Origin of the sequence: Thiopseudomonas acetoxidans, from assembly GCF_030362935.1 — a bacterium.
GTDB classification, from domain to species: Bacteria; Pseudomonadota; Gammaproteobacteria; order Pseudomonadales; family Pseudomonadaceae; genus Thiopseudomonas; species Thiopseudomonas acetoxidans.
On record NZ_JAUCDY010000002.1, the window covers coordinates 183,912 to 201,368 of the forward strand.

A 17,457-nucleotide genomic window follows, 5' to 3' on the forward strand; every position below is an offset into this window, starting at 1 on the left:
AAACAGTAAAACACAATAGGGTAGGTTATCTTGAACGCAACAAGCGATGCGGTCAACTAAACAGCCCAAGCACATTACTCTTAGCAGTGATTCTAAACAGGATCTCAATAAATTCAAACGATCGTTTGCATTTATTCTATCGACCATGGTAGATATACTCTCTAACAGCCTAACTAATCTGGCTCAACTGTCCGCCAACCTATAAAATAACAACATTACGTATATGAAGTAGGAGAACGCTTGTGGAACGCGAATTCATGGATTTCGATGTCGTCATTGTAGGAGCAGGCCCTGCCGGTTTGTCTGCTGCCTGTCGTTTAAAGCAAAAAGCCAGCGAGGCTGGCAAAGAAATCAGCGTCTGCGTCGTAGAAAAAGGCTCTGAAGTCGGTGCACACAGTCTTTCTGGCGCCGTATTTGAACCGCGCGCGCTTAACGAGCTTTTTCCTGACTGGAAAGAAATGGGCGCCCCCCTAAACGTGCCGGTTAAGCGCGACGACATTTATCTGTTTAAAAGTGCTGAAAAAGCCCAAAAAATCCCTGGTTTGTTTGTGCCCAAAACCATGCACAACGAAGGCAACTACATTATCTCCCTCGGTAACCTATGCCGCTGGCTGGCTGAACAAGCCGAAAACCTTGGCGTAGAAGTATATCCCGGCTTTGCCGCGCAGGAAGTTCTTATTAATGATGCGGGCGCTGTGTATGGCATCCTCACCGGCGATATGGGCGTAGACCGCGACGGCAACCCCAAAGATGGCATGTACGCCCCCGGCATGGAGCTACGCGCCAAGTACACTCTGTTTGCTGAAGGCTGCCGTGGTCACTTGGGCAAACAACTTCTTGCACGCTATCAGCTGGAAAGTGATTGCGATCCCCAGCACTACGGTATTGGCATCAAAGAAATTTGGGATATTGATCCTGCCAAGCACGAAGAAGGACTGGTAGTTCACACTGCAGGCTGGCCACTGAATGACGAAAACCCGGGCGGCTCATTCCTGTATCACACGGAAAACAACCAGGTGGCCGTAGGTTTGATTGTTGACCTGTCCTACAGCAATCCCCACTTGTCACCTTTCGACGAATTCCAACGCTATAAACATCACCCGGTGATCAAGCAGTATCTTGAGGGCGGCACGCGTGTTTCCTACGGCGCACGGGCGCTAACTAAGGGTGGCTTTAACTCCATACCAAAAATGGTTTTCCCCGGTGGTGCGCTAATTGGCTGTGATCTCGGTACGCTCAACTTTGCCAAAATCAAAGGCAATCACACCGCCATGAAATCAGGCATGCTGGCAGCTGATGCCGCTGCAGAAGCTTTATTAGGCGGCTCAGAAGGTGGTGATGAACTCACAGCCTACGTGCAAGGCTATAAAAATAGCTGGTTGTATGACGATTTATACCGCAGTCGCAACTTTGGCGCAGCCATTCATAAATTTGGCGCGTTGATGGGTGGAGCATTTAACTTTATCGACCAAAATATCTTTGGCGGTAAAATCCCAATCACTTTGCGCGATCAAACCCCAGACTATGCGCGCTTAAAGAAAGCCAATGAAGCGGCAAAAATTGATTACCCCAAGCCTGACGGCAAACTCAGCTTTGACAAACTTAGCTCAGTATTTATTTCTAACACCGCGCACGAAGCGAATCAGCCGGTGCACTTAAAGCTGACTGACCCAAGCATCCCAGTGGAGCAAAACCTGCCTCTGTATGACGAGCCCGCACAGCGCTACTGCCCAGCAGGCGTATACGAAATAGTCGATGCGGACGAAGGTGGCAAACGCCTACAAATCAACGCCGAAAACTGTGTACATTGCAAAACCTGCGACATCAAAGATCCCGCGCAAAACATCACTTGGGTTCCACCCGAAGGTGGCGGCGGACCTAACTACCCCAACATGTAGACAGCAAAAAGCCCTCGTTAAAGAGGGCTTTTTTATGTGCAAATCGCGCGTGTAGCTAAGCCTTCCCCTCGCTATAAATCACTCCATCGCGCCACAGCTTCCATTCACCCGGCTGATACAACACCCAGGCTTCGTTGTCCGTTAATGGGTCAGTGGCTATTACAGTAACTACATCATTGGGGGTGGTTTCTGCATGGAAATCCACAGTCACATCTGCATCTTTTAAAGTGGCAGGTCCAAAGGGTGCGCGACGCGTGATATGCGTCATCTTTGTGGTGCAATAACTAAACAACCAATCACCATTGCTGAGCAAGCAGTTAAACACCCCCGCTTGGCGGAATTCATCACAAGCCTCCACCAGCACGGTCAATAATTTATCCAATGAGGGTAACTGCGTGAAGTAGCTACGCAAACGATTGAGCAGCTCACAAAAAGCCGCTTCGCTGTCTGTATCACCCACAGGCTGATAAAAACCTTGCGCCGATGCAAAGTCTGCCAATTGGCCGTTATGGGCAAAACACCAGTTCTGCCCCCACAGCTCACGCACAAAAGGATGGGTATTGGCTAAGCTGACCGCCCCGACATTGGCTTGGCGAATATGGCCAATCACTGCCGTGCTTTTAATCGGATAACGCTGCACTAATTGGGCCACTTCAGAGTCGGCACTGGCTTGTGGGTCTTGGAATAAACGCAGACCACGCCCCTCATAAAACCCTATGCCCCAGCCGTCTCGATGCGGCCCAGTGCGCCCACCACGCTGCATCAAACCGGTAAAGCTAAACACTATATCCGTGGGCACATTGGCACTCATGCCTAATAATTCACACATATTTCAACCTGTTTATGCAGCATCATCTTGAGGCTACAACGAAAATCCATATTAAATTCGCCCAGAGCGAGTGTTACCCTGACCATGTTCCATGGTTAAAATCTCTTGCAATGTTGGCTCAACCGGTTCGTTGTTAGCGTAGGCGGCGGGCGCTGACTTGGTTGTTCCTTGGGAGGTTTTTTTGTTGTCTTTTTCTGTATTTTTAGCAGACTGCGTTTTGCTCGGTCTGTTTCTTAACAGCAACCAGCGCAGCAGCACAAAGAACAAATACACCACAAAAGCGGCAGCGCCAACCATAGTTAAATCTGCCAAAGCACGCCAAGCATCATTGTTCACCTTAAACAATATATCCATCGCGGCCATAGCAAAAGCGGGTACATAATTACTGCCATTGGGATCCGCCAAGGTTGGAGTAAACAGCACGACTGCAGCAATCACCCACAACGGCTCACGCAAGTAGCGCCACATCCAGCCCGTGAAAAACGTCCATACCCAAAAGCAGCCTAGCGCAGCCAGCAAATAAAGCCCCCACGCCACTTCATATTCATTAGTAAATATCGAACTGTCCAAACGAAACTCACTTTTAAAATAATGCTAACACGCACCAGCAACACAGCTATGCTGCCTTTGCCGCCGCTTTACGTACGCAATACATAGCGATTAGCATGCATGCACTTAAACAAAGAATCAGTAACTGCCAGCCAAAATGCTGCCAAACCCAACCGCCAGTATAACCCACCACGCTAGAGCCTAAATAGTACGCACACAAATACAGTGCCGAAGCCTGCGCCCGGGCATTACCCGCTTTTTGCCCAACCAAACCGCTGGCCACAGCATGTGTCGCAAAAAAACCTATGGTAAACAACGCCAACCCTAACACTATGGCCGGCAGCCATACCACCAAGCACAACCAAGCGCCGAGCAGCATCGTTAGTAACGAGGCCATCAGCACCTTAGCAGCACCGAAACGAGCCACCCAGCGTCCACTCCAATTCGAACTCAGAATGCCAAACAAATAGACAACAAATAAAAACCCTATCAGGGTGCTGGACAGATGATATGGCGCCGCGGTCAGATAAAAACCTATGTAGTTAAACAGCGCCACAAAACTGCCCATTAATAAGAATGACAGCAAAAACAACACACGCAATTCTGGATTGCGTAAGTGCCGGGTGAAATTAGCTAATAAGCCTGAAAGCGATAACGGCTGGGCAACAAAGTGGCGTGATTTTGGCAGCAACCAAATAAATAGCACACAGGCCAACAAGCCCAGCGCGGCAATACCACCCAGCGCCAAAGGCCAGCCGCCCAAATCATTTAAACCACCCGCCAAGAGACGACCTAATAAACCACCTAAAGCAGTACCACTGATATAGAGCCCCATGGCCACCGGCAAAGAGCGTGGGTCAAACTCCTCGCCCACGTAAGCCATTGCCAACGCAGGCAAACCACTTAGCGCCAACCCTAATAAAGTACGCAGCAACAATAACCAGTGCCAATTGGTCGTCAACGCACTGGCCACACCCAAGCTACACGCCAGTACCAACGCCACCACCATCATCGGTTTGCGCCCCCAGCTTTCGCTTAGAGCGCCAGCGATAAGCAAACCAAAGGCCAAACTGAAGGTAGTCACCGACAGCGCCAAACTACTGCTGGCTGAAGATACCGCAAAATACTCGGCCAGCTCTGGCAAAATTGGCTGTACGGAGTACAGCAATGCAAAGGTGGCTAAGCCGGCGCAGAACAAGGCAAAAGTAGCGCGTCGGTACTCAGCAGTACCGCGAACTATAAAGGGAATATCTTGCTCAACACAGGCAGACATAGCTCACCAGAAGTAATCAACCACAAACAAGGACGCATTGTACTGAGCAAGTCGTTAGCTTGCATAGGATTTAGCTACCTTCTATATATCTAGCAGGTCTGGCGTAAGACGCTTAAAAGATTCATGGCATTAATCCACTGGCATGGCATACGCGACCACATTTGGATGAGGATCCGTTATTTCCGCCTCTAAAACATTACTAAAGACGATTTTTTGCACGAAAACATTAACAATTCGAGGCTAAACATAAAAAAGATAATACACTGCCTCGTTAAACGACTTGAGTGCCGGGTGCCGAGGTGCTGATTAGTTACCTTTCAGTGCGGCAGACTTAACCGTACAGTCTGATAACTTTGAGCGTTAAATAGCTACCCGCACATATACAGCGTAGGCTGGCTCCTCGTAAGGATGCGCCTGTTTAAACGCTTGTATCACCGCCTCGAGCGCTGCTTCTTGCACCAGAATTTCTACGCGCCACTCCGGCAGTTGCTCCAGCTTGTTGGCCTGACCAATAAAAGGCTGAGCGCCCGGCATCGGCTCAAACTGGCCTTGCCCCAGCACCTGCCAACAGCAACGCTGATACTCGCCTTGCACGCCCGCACCAGCAGCAAACACCGCCTCTTTTACGCTTTCTAGATGTGTTTCCGGGATATAAAAAACCAATGTATACATATCTAAGGAGATCTCGTTTAAGCTTCATGCCCGTATGTTAGCGCGTCAGCAGGTTCAACATAATAGAGCGATTGCATATACACACGGCATTGCAGCTTTGTTAACATACTTTGCAATAAAATATTTAATCGGAGCATTCTTTGTGATCAAACCGCGGCTCGCACCACTGGTATTCGCCGTACTCATGTCTTTATACATGGTTAGCGGCATGACCTTTGTCATTACTTGGGTAAATACAGGCTTAAGTGCTGGATTCTTATTGCGCTGGGCAAAAGCATTTACAGTGGCATGGCCAATCGCTTTTTTACTGGTAATGGTTGGTGCACCGCGGATTCGACATTTTGTTGAAGGCTTGGTGGATAAACCACCACAACCTTAATCCGTTTTAGCTGCTGCTCCCTAAACAGACCAGCAGCTAAACATCTGTTATAGCCGACGTAAAATCACGCTACCAATGGAATATCCTGCACCAAAGGAACTCAGTACACCCAAGGCACCGCTGGGCAAATCATCCTGATGCAAGTGGAAGGCAATAACCGAACCCGCAGAGCTGGTATTAGCATAACTATCCAAAATCACTGGGGCTTCATGAACTTCAGCATCACGTCCCAGCAGCTTACGGGTGATTAGGTGATTCATGCTCAGGTTGGCCTGATGCAGCCAAAAACGACGTACATCTTGGGCAGACAATTCATTGCTGGCTAGATGCTCGCCAATTAACTCAGCCACCATCGGGCAGACTTCGCGGAACACTTTGCGCCCTTCTTGCACGAATAGCTTATCTGTAGCGTCCACACACTCTTCGGCACAGCGGTTAAGAAAGCCGAAATTATTGCGAATGTTATTGGAGAAACTTGTTTTAAGCTTACTGCTCACCACTTCCCATTGATAGGCCGAAGTAGCCAGTTCAGCCTCTTCTAAAATAACGGCCGTACAGGCATCACCAAAAATAAAGTGGCTGTCACGATCGCGGAAATTCATATGAGCGGTGCATATCTCTGGGTTAACCATCAATACCGCACGTGCTTGACCGGTTTGAATGGCATTGCTGGCTGCTTGAATACCGAAGGTCGCAGAAGAACACGCCACATTCATATCATAAGCAAAGCCATCGATACCTAAGGCGGCCTGCACTTCAATCGCCACCGCAGGATAAGGGCGCTGCAAGTTAGAACAGGCGACAATCACCGCATCTATATCCGCTGCAGTGCGTCCTGCTCGTTGCATGGCTTGCTTAGCAGCGGCTACCGCCATCTCGCACAGAATGCTCATCTGGTCATTGCTGCGCTCAGGGATACGCGGCTTCATGCGCTGCGGATCTAAAATACCGGCTTTATCAGTGACAAAACGGCTTTTAATTCCCGACGCTTTGACGATAAATTCTGAACTGGACTCAGGCTGCGCTTGCATACTGCCATCGGCAATGGCTTGCGCATGTTCTTGATTGTACTGGCGTGCCCAGCTGTTAAACGCCTCGACCAACTCGTCGTTGGAAATGCTTTGGCTTGGGGTAAACAGGCCTGTGCCACTGATAACTATTTTTTTCATGCTCTACCCTCTGCTACAGATTATGCTTGACCGCTGTGCGGCTATCGTTATTTTTACGCGAGCATGCATACCGGAGCATGGATGCCTACGCTTTGTTTGATTATTGCGCGTTGGTTACATCCACCAAGCGCAGCTCTTTAGGCATAGAAAACGTCACATTTTCGGCGCGACCATCCAATTCTTGCGCTATGGTTGCGCCCCACTCCTGCAATTGTACAATCACCCCTTGCACTAATATTTCGGGAGCAGAAGCCCCAGCTGTCATACCCACAATGGCATCATCAGCAAACCAATGACGCTGCATATCTTCAGCACCATCAATTAAATAAGCCGGTGTTCCCATGCGTTCAGCCAGCTCACGCAAGCGATTAGAGTTAGAGCTATTAGGGCTACCCACCACTAACACCACATCGCAATCTCTGGCTAATTGTTTCACTGCATCTTGGCGGTTTTGTGTGGCGTAGCAAATATCATCTTTACGTGGCCCGCTAATCGCTGGAAAACGCGCTCTTAACACATCAATTACGCGACTGGTATCATCCATCGACAGGGTAGTTTGGGTTACAAAAGCGAGGGTTTCTGGGTTTTTAACTTCGAGTGCAGCCGCATCCTTTTCGTCTTCAACCAAATAAATCTGCCCACCTTGGCTGTTATCGTACTGCCCCATGGTGCCCTCCACCTCTGGGTGACCCGCATGACCAATCAGTACACATTCGCGTCCGTCACGGCTGTATCGCAGCACTTCTAGATGTACCTTGGTCACCAACGGACAGGTCGCATCAAAAACTTTTAACCCGCGGCTCTGGGCTTCATTTTGCACGGCTTTGGAAACACCGTGCGCACTAAAAATCACTATAGCGTCATCAGGCACCTGATGTAGTTCTTCAACAAATACCGCGCCACGCTCACGCAAATCTTCGACCACAAACTTGTTGTGCACCACCTCATGGCGTACATAAATCGGCGGTTGAAACACCTCCAGTGCACGATTGACTATCTCAATAGCACGATCCACTCCAGCACAAAAGCCACGGGGATTGGCCAATTTAATCTGCATAAAAAACCTCGTTAGCCGTTAACCACTTCAACAATTTCCACCTCGAAGGTGATATCACGTCCGGCTAGAGGGTGATTAAAATCGACGGTGACTTCTTTGTCATCAAAGGCTTTAACTACGCCGGGAATTTCGCCACCTGCAGCGTCCCGAAACATCACCATCACGCCATACTCGAGTTCTAGCTCGGTAAAATTCTTACGCGGCATCACCTGTACGTTCTGCTCATTGGGGCGACCAAAGCCGCGCTCAGGAGGAATCACAATACTACGTTTATCGCCAGCCTTAAAACCAAACAGCGCTTGTTCAAAGCCTGGCAACAGATTACCGTCGCCCACGGTAAAGGTGGCGGGCTCTTTATCGAAATTGCTATCAACCACATCGCCGCTTTCCAGCTTCAAAGCAAAATGCAAGGTCACTGTGCTCTGCTGGCCAATTCGTTGTTCACTCATGGTTTGTATCCTTTGATTAGGCTTTTTTGGCGGACGAGTTCATTAGCATGTCCAAAATCAACATGATCGCCCCCACAGTAATGGCACTGTCGGCCACATTAAACGCTGGAAAGTACCACTGGGTTTTCCAGTGTACTAAAATAAAATCCACCACATGGCCCAGCACCACGCGGTCATATAAATTGCCCAAAGCGCCACCCAGCACCAGCGCTAGAGCTATACCTACCCAGCGCTCGTGTGATTGCAAACGCTTGAGCCAGACCAATAAAACGCTACTCGCCACAACGGCAATCAGCGCAAAAAACCAACGCTGCCAGCCGGTTTCATCAGCTAAAAAGCTAAAAGCTGCGCCGCGGTTGTAGGCCAGCGTCCAGCTAAATAAGTCAGGGATGATGACAACCTGCTCATACAGCGACAAATTATTTTCAAACCACTGTTTGCTAGCCTGATCAAGCACGAGCACAAACAGCGTTAGCCACAGCCATTTAAGCTGCCCCAAGCCAGCCATGCCCTTAGGCATAGTGACGTACCTCGCCTTGGCCTTCAATGTTCTCAATACAACGACCACACAACTCAGGATGTTCAGCATGACTACCGACATCCGCTAAATGGTGCCAGCAACGGCCACACTTACTATGAACTGATTTGAGAATATGCACACGCAGACCAGCCACATCGGTTGCTACTGCCGTATCAGGCGCACTGGCTAAAGGTTGCACGTCGGCTGTTGAAGTAATCATCACAAAACGTAATTCATTACCCAGGCTTTTCAGCAATTGCGCCAACTGCTCATCCGCATACAGAGTCACTTCAGCCTGCAGGTTACCACCCACCGCTTTAGCATTACGCTGGTTTTCCAGTTCTTTGTTAACGGCATCTTTAACCGCCATCACCTGCTCCCAGTAGCTTGCACCCAGCGCAGCAGTTTCGGGTAAGCGCGGTAAGCCTGCGTACCAAGTATTCAGCATCACCGACTCATTGCGCTCACCGGGTAGGTTTTGCCAGATTTCGTCTGCGGTAAAACTCAGCACCGGAGCAATCCAACGCACCAGGGCTTCAGCAATATGGTACAAAGCCGTTTGGCAGGAACGTCGTGGCAGGCTGTCTGCACCAGTGGTGTATTGGCGATCTTTGATGATATCCAGATAAAAACCGCCCAACTCTTGCACACAGAAGTTATGCACTTTCTGATACACGCTGTGGAAACGGTAGTCGTTGTAAGAGCTATCAATTTCATCCTGTAAGCGCGCCGCAGCATCCATCACCCAACGATCAAGGGCCAGCATTTGCTCTGGTTCGACGCAATCTTTGGCTGGATCAAAACCGTTTAAGTTAGCCAGCAAAAAGCGGGCGGTATTGCGAATGCGGCGATAGGCATCAGCACTGCGCTGCAAAATAGTTTGCGATACGGACATTTCACTGGCGTAATCCGTCGAAGACACCCACAGGCGTAAAATGTCTGCGCCTAGGGTTCCGGTCACTTCTTGGGGTGCAATCACATTGCCCATAGACTTAGACATCTTGCGGCCTTTTTCATCCACAGTAAATCCATGGGTGAGCAAGCCACGGTAAGGCGCATGGCCGTCAATGGCACAGCCGGTTAACAGCGATGAATGGAACCAGCCACGGTGTTGATCCGAGCCTTCCAAATACAGGTCTGCAAGCGGGCCTTCACTATGCCCTAGCGAGTGTGAACCACGCAGCACGTGCCAATGGGTCGTGCCGGAATCAAACCACACATCCAGCGTATCACTAATTTTTTCGTAATCTGGCGCTTCATCACCCAACAGCTCAACCGCATCCAGTTTAAACCACGCCTCGATGCCACTCTGTTCAATACGTTGCGCCACGGCTTCCATCAGCTCAACCGTGCGCGGATGCAGCTCGCCGGTTACTTTGTGCAAGAAGAACGGAATTGGCACGCCCCAGTTACGCTGACGGGAAATACACCAATCAGGGCGACCGGCAATCATATTATGCAGACGCGCTTGTCCCCAAGCTGGGGTGAACTGAGTTTGCTCAATCGCATTCAGTGCGCGCTCGCGCAGGCTATCGCCTTGCTCAACAACAGTATCCATACCGACAAACCACTGCGCAGTCGCACGGTAAATCAATGGGGTTTTATGACGCCAGCAGTGCATGTAGCTGTGTTGAATTGATTCATGCTTTAACAGTGCGCCAACTTCCTCAAGCTTTGCGACAATGTTAGCGTTGGCTTTCCAAATAAACTGACCACCAAAAAACTCAAGCTCAGGTTCAAATACGCCATTGCTTTGCACGGGCCGTAATATTTCATCTTGGTGCATGCCGTACTTCAGGCAGGTATAAAAGTCATCTTCACCGTAGGCAGGCGCCGAGTGCACCACGCCTGTGCCTGAATCCAGTTCCACATAGTCGGCCAAATAAACCGGTGCCATGCGCTCATAAATAGGGTGTTTAAAGTTAATGTTTTCCAGCGCGGTTCCCGGTGCGCGGGCAATCACTTCACCGGTTAATTCGTAACGCTGCAGCGCGCTCTCAGCTAGGCTTTCTGCTACTAGCAATAAACGCTCGCCCACATCGACCAAGGCATACTCAGCTTCAGGGTGAATGTTCAGCGCTTGGTTACCCGGAATAGTCCATGGCGTGGTGGTCCAGATAACCATCTGTACGGGTTTGCTCAGCGCATCTACACCAAAGGCTTGCGCTAATTTTTCTGGCTCGGCACAGGTAAAGCCTACATCGATGGCATCCGACTGCTTGTCTTGATACTCAACTTCGGCCTCAGCCAGTGCCGAACCGCAATCAAAACACCAGTTGACGGGCTTTAAACCTTGAAACACAAACCCCGCCTCAACCATTTTTGCTAAGGCACGGACAATGCCAGCCTCATTGGCAAAATCCATCGTTTTATACGGATTATCCCATTCGCCCAGCACACCCAGGCGAATAAAGTCGGCTTTTTGCCCTTCGATTTGTTGCGTTGCGTAATCGCGGCATAGCTCACGCACCTTGTCTGCAGGCAGGTTTTTACCGTATTTCACTTCCACGCGGTGCTCAATCGGCAAACCATGACAATCCCAACCGGGCACATAGGGCGCATCAAATCCAGATAGGGTTTTGCTACGCACAATAATGTCTTTAATGATCTTGTTAACCGCATGACCAATATGAATATCGCCGTTGGCATAGGGAGGGCCATCGTGCAAAATAAACCGCGGTCGCCCTTCGCTTGCCTGACGCATTTTTTGGTACAGGTTAATGCTGTCCCAATACGCAAGCATCTGTGGTTCACGATTAGGCAAGCCCGCCTTCATCGGGAAAGCCGTTTGCGGTAGGTTTAACGTGCTTTTGTAATCGGTCATGTTCTTTCCAAGGTTTTGTTTGAATAATATTTTAAAGACGATGTTTCATCGCGTACTGCTGCCAATACAATCGTGCGAGGCGAATATCTTCTGCTATGGCTGCTTGCAGCGCATACAACGAGGTGAATTTTTCTTCATCACGCAATTTTTGATGAAAAACCACGGTCATGCGCTGTCCGTATAAATCTTCAGCAAAGTCTAGCAGATGCACTTCTAAGTAAGCACGCCCACTCTGCTCTACTGTTGGCCTGGTACCTATATTGGCTACCGCTGCCACACTGCGCCCATCGGCCAGATGCGCCTGCACCACAAACACGCCCTGCATCGGCGCTAGATAACGCTTGAGTTGCACGTTGGCAGTTGGCGCATGCAAAGTGCGACCCAGCTTTTGCCCATGCATCACACGACCACTAATACTAAAGGGCCGCCCCAACAAACGCTCTGCCAAGGGCAAATCAGCCTCGGCCAACGCTTGACGTATCAACGTGCTGCTGATGCGTTGCTGGGCCTGCATCACGGTAGTCGTCGGCTCCACTGAAAAACCACACTCAGCGCCTGTAGCCTGTAAAAATGCGAAATCACCACTGCGATCGCAACCAAAACGAAAATCATCACCCACTTGCAAGTGCTTGACATTCAGGGCTTTTACTAAGACTTGGCGGACAAACTCTTGTGCGCTGAGCTGTTGGAATTTGCGGTTAAACGCCACGCAAAGCACCCAGTCCACCCCCAGTTGTTGAAACAACTCAAGCTTGTCCCGCAAACGCGTTAAGCGCACAGGTGCTTGTTCGGGTTTGAAGTATTCCAGTGGCTGTGGCTCAAAGATAATGACACAGCTAGGCAAGCTGAGTTGTTTTGCGCGCACGGCCAAACTCTGCAAAATCTGTTGGTGCCCTAAGTGCACCCCATCGAAATTGCCAATAGTCGCCACACAGCCTTGCGCGCTAGGGCGAACATTATGTAAACCGCGAACCAGTTGCATAACTGCCATCTTGCTTAAAAAACGTCCGATTATACCCGCTAGAGATAAGCGCAACAATGAAATACGGATATTGAGCAGTCTTTGAAAATACTGCTGCACCTATCCGCTTGTTGGTGAACGGTAGCTCTGCACAAACAGATCGTCTGCCGAGCCACGAGGATTAGTAAGTCAAGGCCACTCTAAAAAACTCATGCCGCTGTTAGGGCTAGGCATAGGTTGACACACCCCTTACTTCAAGCGACGTTCAATTCCTTTTTCCACTAAAATTTTAGCGGAAATTTCCTCGATCGAAAAATGGGTCGTATTAATAAAATTAATGTTTTCGCGCGCAAATAACCCCTCAACCTCGCGCACCTCAAACTCGCACTGTGCATAGCTGGCGTAACGGCTGTTGGGTTTGCGTTCGTGGCGAATAGCCGCCAAACGGTCCACATCAATGGTTAAACCAAATAGCTTCTCACGATGTTCTTTGAGTGATTTGGGCAGTTGCAACGACTCCATATCCTCTTCAGTCAGCGGATAGTTGGCCGCACGAATCCCATACTGCATCGCCATATATAAGCACGTCGGCGTTTTTCCACAACGTGATACGCCCACCAATATAATGTCTGCACTGTCGTAATGGCGCGTATGACCGCCATCATCGTTTTCTAGCGCATAGTGCACCGCATCAATACGATCCATATAGTTACTGCTATGGGTGATGGAGTGCGATTTACCCACGGAATAACTGGAGTGCGTGGCTAACTCTTCCTCTAATGGCGCTAAGTAACTGGCAAAAATATCCACGCGAAACGCATTGGCTTGCGCCAAAATATCGCGAATCTGTACATCAATCACAGTATCAACCACTACCGGACGCGCCTGATCGGCTTCAGCAATTCGGCCAATTTCCTCAACAATCGCATGCGCCTTATCCGCTGTATCTATGTAGGGACGGGTGATAAAGCGAAACTCTATCCCATCAAATTGGGCCAACAAACTTTGCCCTAATGTTTCAGCGGTAATACCTGTGCCATCTGAGATAAACAAAGCTGTTCGTTTCATAGTTATAAAAAAGCCTTAAGTAAATAGGGATTGTCGGCTATTATAGAGCACTAGTTTTGCAAATAAACATGCAAAATATTATTACCACTGGTTTGCTGTTAAGTAACCACGGTCAATTTGACCTTTTTAGAAACAAACGTGGAGAGATCACCTTGGTTGAATACGTAGTTTCCCTCGACAAGCTCGGCAATCACGACGTAGAACGCGTCGGTGGCAAAAACGCCTCCCTTGGCGAAATGATTAGTAATTTATCTGGAGCTGGGGTAAGCGTTCCCGGTGGTTTTGCCACTACCTCACAAGCCTACCGCGACTTTATTGATGCCAACCATCTAGACGAGCGGATTCATAACTTGCTCGACACTCTTGATGTTGATGACGTTAACGCCCTTGCCGAAGCAGGCGCGCAAATCCGTCAATGGATCATGGACGCCGACTTCCCGCCTCAACTAAATGACGACATACACACTGCTTTTGCCGAAATGGCGCAAGGCAATGACAATATGGCCGTTGCGGTACGCTCATCTGCTACCGCTGAAGACTTGCCAGACGCCTCCTTTGCTGGACAGCAAGAAACCTTCTTGAATATTCGCGGTGTTGAGAACGTCATTCGCGCCGCCAAGGAAGTATTCGCGTCACTGTTTAACGACCGCGCCATCGCCTACCGTGTACACCAAGGCTTTGACCATCGTCAGGTTGCCCTGTCGGCTGGCGTACAACGCATGGTACGCTCAGAAACTGCCGCAGCTGGTGTGATGTTTACTCTGGATACTGAATCAGGTTTCCGCGATGTTGTGTTTATTACCGGTGCCTATGGCTTAGGTGAAACCGTTGTTCAAGGCGCGGTTAACCCAGACGAATTTTACGTGCACAAGCCCACCCTAGAAGCAGGTCGCCCCGCTATTTTGCGCCGCAACCTGGGCAGTAAAGCATTGAAAATGATTTACGGCGCTGAAGCCACTGCCGGCAAATCAGTAGAAACCATTCAGGTTGACCCAGCCGATCGCATGCGCTTTGCGCTCTCTGACGCGGAAGTCACCGAGCTGGCCAAACAAGCAATGATCATCGAAAAGCATTATGGCTGCCCAATGGATATTGAGTGGGCTAAGGACGGCGACGACGGCAAGCTTTACATTGTTCAGGCGCGCCCAGAAACCGTAAAAAGCCGCAGCAACCTTAATGTAATGGAGCGCTACCTGCTCAAAGAAAAAGGTACCGTACTGACGGAAGGTCGTGCTATTGGTCAGCGCATTGGTGCTGGTCCGGTACGCATCATTAACGATGTCGCAGAAATGGACAAAGTACAGCCCGGTGACGTGTTAGTTTCAGATATGACCGACCCTGACTGGGAACCAGTGATGAAGCGCGCCAGCGCCATCGTCACCAACCGCGGTGGTCGTACCTGTCACGCTGCTATTATCGCCCGCGAGCTAGGTATTCCTGCAGTCGTTGGCTGCGGCAACGCCACCACAGCACTGAAAGATGGTCAAGGCGTAACCGTATCCTGCGCCGAAGGCGATACCGGTTATGTCTTTGAAGGCGAATTAGGCTTTGATGTACGCACCAGTTCTGTTGATGCAATGCCTGACATCCCTTTCAAAATTATGATGAACGTAGGTAACCCCGACCGCGCCTTTGATTTCGCTCAAATACCCAACGAAGGTGTTGGCTTGGCGCGTCTTGAGTTCATTATTAACCGCATGATCGGCGTCCACCCCAAAGCGCTGCTCAACTTTGACAGCATGACACCTGAGTTAAAAGACAGTATCGAGAAACGCATGGCCGGTTATGCCAGCCCTGTAGACTTCTACATCGATAAAATTGTCGAAGGGGTGAGCACATTGGCGGCTGCGTTTTGGCCGAAAAAAGTCATTGTGCGTATGTCTGACTTTAAATCCAACGAATACGCCAACCTCATTGGCGGCAAGCTGTACGAGCCGACCGAAGAAAACCCCATGCTGGGTTTCCGTGGTGCGTCGCGCTATATCAGCGACTCGTTCCGCGACTGCTTCGAGCTAGAATGTCGTGCGATGAAAAAAGTTCGTGAAGAGATGGGCTTAACCAACGTCGAGTTGATGGTGCCCTTTGTGCGCACCACCGGTGAAGCAGCACAGGTGGTTGAGCTGCTAGCTGAGTACGGCCTTAAGCGTGGTGAAAACGGCCTGCGTCTTATTATGATGTGTGAGCTGCCTTCTAACGCACTGCTGGCTGATGAGTTCCTCAAATACTTCGATGGCTTCTCTATCGGCTCCAACGACATGACTCAACTCTGTCTGGGTCTGGACCGTGACTCAGGCATCATTGCGCACCTGTTTGATGAGCGTGATCCAGCCGTTAAAAAGCTACTGTCCATGGCGATTCAAGCCTGCCGCAAAGCTGATAAATATATCGGCATCTGCGGTCAAGGCCCGTCTGACCACCCAGACTTAGCCCGCTGGCTCATGGAAGAAGGCATTGACACAGTGTCACTCAACCCTGACTCAGTGCTGGATACTTGGTTCTTCTTAGCGCAGGACTAACCAGCTATTGCTAGACCTAAAAGAGCGCCAACAGCGGCGCTCTTTTTTTATGGAACCTCTGAATAACGTTACCGAGGACGCTAACACAAGGCAAAAACGTGCGAAAAAGCGCAGTTTACACCGAGTAAATGAGCATTTTGAGTACGTTTTTAACGCAGTGGTAGCTACGCAGGTAGTTATTCAGAGGCTTCTTATGTTTCGACTCCGCTTATTAACTCATCAATGACCGGTTTTTACTTCCTAGACTTTCCCCACCTTATTCTAAACATATATTAAAAAGTTATTTCTAATAACCAAAAAAGCATGCAACCATACGCACCCTAACGAATATTCCTGAGGGTGTTATGTCATACTTTTCCCGAATCCTTAGCTTTTTGCTGCTGAGCCTAAGCGTAGCTACTTTTGCGCAAAGTCAGCCATTAATCGAAAGCCACGAACTGCTGCCACTGCTTGAACAAGCTCAAACACAAACCATTGATATTCGTGCGCCTGAAGCCTATGCCGCAGGTCATATCCCTAATGCAATTTCCGCTCCTTACGGTCGCTGGCGCGGTCCCGCCAATAGCCCAGGCCAGTTGGCTGACACGACCACATTTCAAGCGCTTATCCATGAGCTAGGTCTTGATTATGACCAGCACCTAGTCGTCTACTCTACCGGAGAGGACGAGACCGACTTCGGTGCTTCTGCACGGGTTTACTGGACGCTCAAGTATCTAGGCTTTAGCAATATCAGCATACTCAATGGTGGCTATAAATACTGGCAGGCGCAACAAGAGCACCCTGTTAGCCAAACCAGTAATGCTTTGCGTCCCAGTCAGATTGAGCTCAGACTACATCCTGAACTGGCCATCTTTAAAGATGAGCTGCTCAATAAGATCAGCCAGCAACAAGGTAATTTCCAGTTACTGGACTCCCGTCCACCAGCTTTTTTTCACGGGCAAATGAAAGCTCCTATGGCCACCACTCCAGGCACCATTGCCGGCGCACAGAATACACCGTTCCAGCAGTGGTTTAATGCAGGCGATACCCGTATTCGCTCGGTAGATGAAATTAAGAAGCTGGTGCAGCAACAAGGCTTGAATCAAGCCCAAGAAACCCTGTCTTTCTGTAATACCGGCCACTGGGCCGCCACCAATTGGTTTGTGTTATCCGAACTGGCCCAGCTACCTAACGTGCGTCTCTATCCAGCCTCCATGGCGGAGTGGACACAAAGCAAAACCGCCTTGCCCATGGATAACGCGCCAACGCGTCTGGATCAAATTACCGCAAAGCTTCAACAACTGGTGAAATAAC

The 17,457-nt window shown here is 49.7% G+C and carries 15 protein-coding genes; 4 read left to right on the forward strand and 11 right to left on the reverse strand.

Annotated features, from left to right (window positions below):
* Window positions 1–242: 242 nt before the first annotated feature.
* Entirely contained in the window at window positions 243–1,898 is a 1,656-nt protein-coding gene (locus tag QEZ41_RS02905; protein WP_289409883.1) for an electron transfer flavoprotein-ubiquinone oxidoreductase, read from the forward strand.
* Window positions 1,899–1,953: 55 nt separating this feature from the next.
* Here QEZ41_RS02905 and QEZ41_RS02910 read toward each other — a convergent pair whose 3' ends face one another.
* From QEZ41_RS02910 to QEZ41_RS02925, 4 genes are all read right to left on the reverse strand, one after another.
* The gene (locus QEZ41_RS02910) at window positions 1,954–2,727 is read right to left on the reverse strand and encodes a class II glutamine amidotransferase (RefSeq protein WP_289409884.1); all 774 of its coding nucleotides are present in this window, start codon (window positions 2,725–2,727) and stop codon (window positions 1,954–1,956) included.
* Between the two features lie 51 nt (window positions 2,728–2,778).
* On the reverse strand, window positions 2,779–3,297 hold the full coding sequence (locus QEZ41_RS02915; RefSeq protein WP_289409885.1) for an MFS transporter: 519 nt from the start codon (window positions 3,295–3,297) through the stop codon (window positions 2,779–2,781).
* Window positions 3,298–3,343: 46 nt separating this feature from the next.
* On the reverse strand, window positions 3,344–4,549 hold the full coding sequence (locus tag QEZ41_RS02920; RefSeq protein ID WP_289409886.1) for an MFS transporter: 1,206 nt from the start codon (window positions 4,547–4,549) through the stop codon (window positions 3,344–3,346).
* Window positions 4,550–4,909: 360 nt separating this feature from the next.
* On the reverse strand, window positions 4,910–5,221 hold the full coding sequence (locus tag QEZ41_RS02925) for a YqfO family protein (protein WP_289409887.1): 312 nt from the start codon (window positions 5,219–5,221) through the stop codon (window positions 4,910–4,912).
* 34 nt (window positions 5,222–5,255) lie between these two features.
* Here QEZ41_RS02925 and QEZ41_RS02930 point away from each other — a divergent pair, with 34 nt between their 5' ends.
* Complete coding sequence (locus QEZ41_RS02930; RefSeq protein WP_289409888.1) at window positions 5,256–5,600, forward strand: DUF2798 domain-containing protein; 345 nt, start codon at window positions 5,256–5,258, stop codon at window positions 5,598–5,600.
* Between the two features lie 47 nt (window positions 5,601–5,647).
* Here the strand turns inward: QEZ41_RS02930 and QEZ41_RS02935 are convergent, their stop codons facing one another.
* The 7 genes from QEZ41_RS02935 to ppsR all read right to left on the reverse strand — a co-directional run bounded on the left by QEZ41_RS02935 (window position 5,648) and on the right by ppsR (window position 13,648).
* Window positions 5,648–6,769: a beta-ketoacyl-ACP synthase III gene (locus tag QEZ41_RS02935; RefSeq protein ID WP_289409889.1), complete on the reverse strand. Its 1,122-nt coding sequence runs from the start codon at window positions 6,767–6,769 to the stop codon at window positions 5,648–5,650.
* Between the two features lie 100 nt (window positions 6,770–6,869).
* A complete protein-coding gene (gene ispH, locus QEZ41_RS02940) occupies window positions 6,870–7,826 on the reverse strand; it encodes a 4-hydroxy-3-methylbut-2-enyl diphosphate reductase (RefSeq protein ID WP_289409890.1) in 957 nt (318 codons plus the stop codon).
* Between the two features lie 11 nt (window positions 7,827–7,837).
* Window positions 7,838–8,275, reverse strand: a complete 438-nt coding sequence (locus QEZ41_RS02945) for an FKBP-type peptidyl-prolyl cis-trans isomerase (RefSeq protein ID WP_289409891.1) — start codon at window positions 8,273–8,275, stop codon at window positions 7,838–7,840.
* Window positions 8,276–8,291: 16 nt separating this feature from the next.
* Window positions 8,292–8,795 carry a signal peptidase II gene (gene lspA, locus QEZ41_RS02950; RefSeq protein ID WP_289409892.1) on the reverse strand — a complete coding sequence of 168 codons (504 nt, stop codon included), beginning with the start codon at window positions 8,793–8,795 and terminating at the stop codon, window positions 8,292–8,294.
* The gene (gene ileS / locus QEZ41_RS02955; protein ID WP_289409893.1) at window positions 8,788–11,619 is read right to left on the reverse strand and encodes an isoleucine--tRNA ligase; all 2,832 of its coding nucleotides are present in this window, start codon (window positions 11,617–11,619) and stop codon (window positions 8,788–8,790) included. Before ileS ends, lspA begins: the two co-directional genes overlap by 8 nt.
* A 31-nt stretch (window positions 11,620–11,650) precedes the next feature.
* Window positions 11,651–12,601, reverse strand: coding sequence for a bifunctional riboflavin kinase/FAD synthetase (ribF, locus tag QEZ41_RS02960; protein ID WP_289409948.1), 951 nt, complete (start codon window positions 12,599–12,601; stop codon window positions 11,651–11,653).
* Between the two features lie 228 nt (window positions 12,602–12,829).
* Window positions 12,830–13,648: a posphoenolpyruvate synthetase regulatory kinase/phosphorylase PpsR gene (gene ppsR / locus QEZ41_RS02965; RefSeq protein WP_289409894.1), complete on the reverse strand. Its 819-nt coding sequence runs from the start codon at window positions 13,646–13,648 to the stop codon at window positions 12,830–12,832.
* Window positions 13,649–13,800: 152 nt separating this feature from the next.
* Between ppsR and ppsA the strand changes: the two genes are divergently transcribed.
* Window positions 13,801–16,164 (forward strand): phosphoenolpyruvate synthase, encoded by a 2,364-nt coding sequence (gene ppsA, locus QEZ41_RS02970; RefSeq protein WP_289409949.1) that lies wholly within the window; start codon window positions 13,801–13,803, stop codon window positions 16,162–16,164.
* A 344-nt stretch (window positions 16,165–16,508) separates the two neighbouring features.
* Entirely contained in the window at window positions 16,509–17,456 is a 948-nt protein-coding gene (locus tag QEZ41_RS02975; protein ID WP_289409895.1) for a sulfurtransferase, read from the forward strand.
* The last annotated feature ends 1 nt before the right edge of the window (window position 17,457 follow it).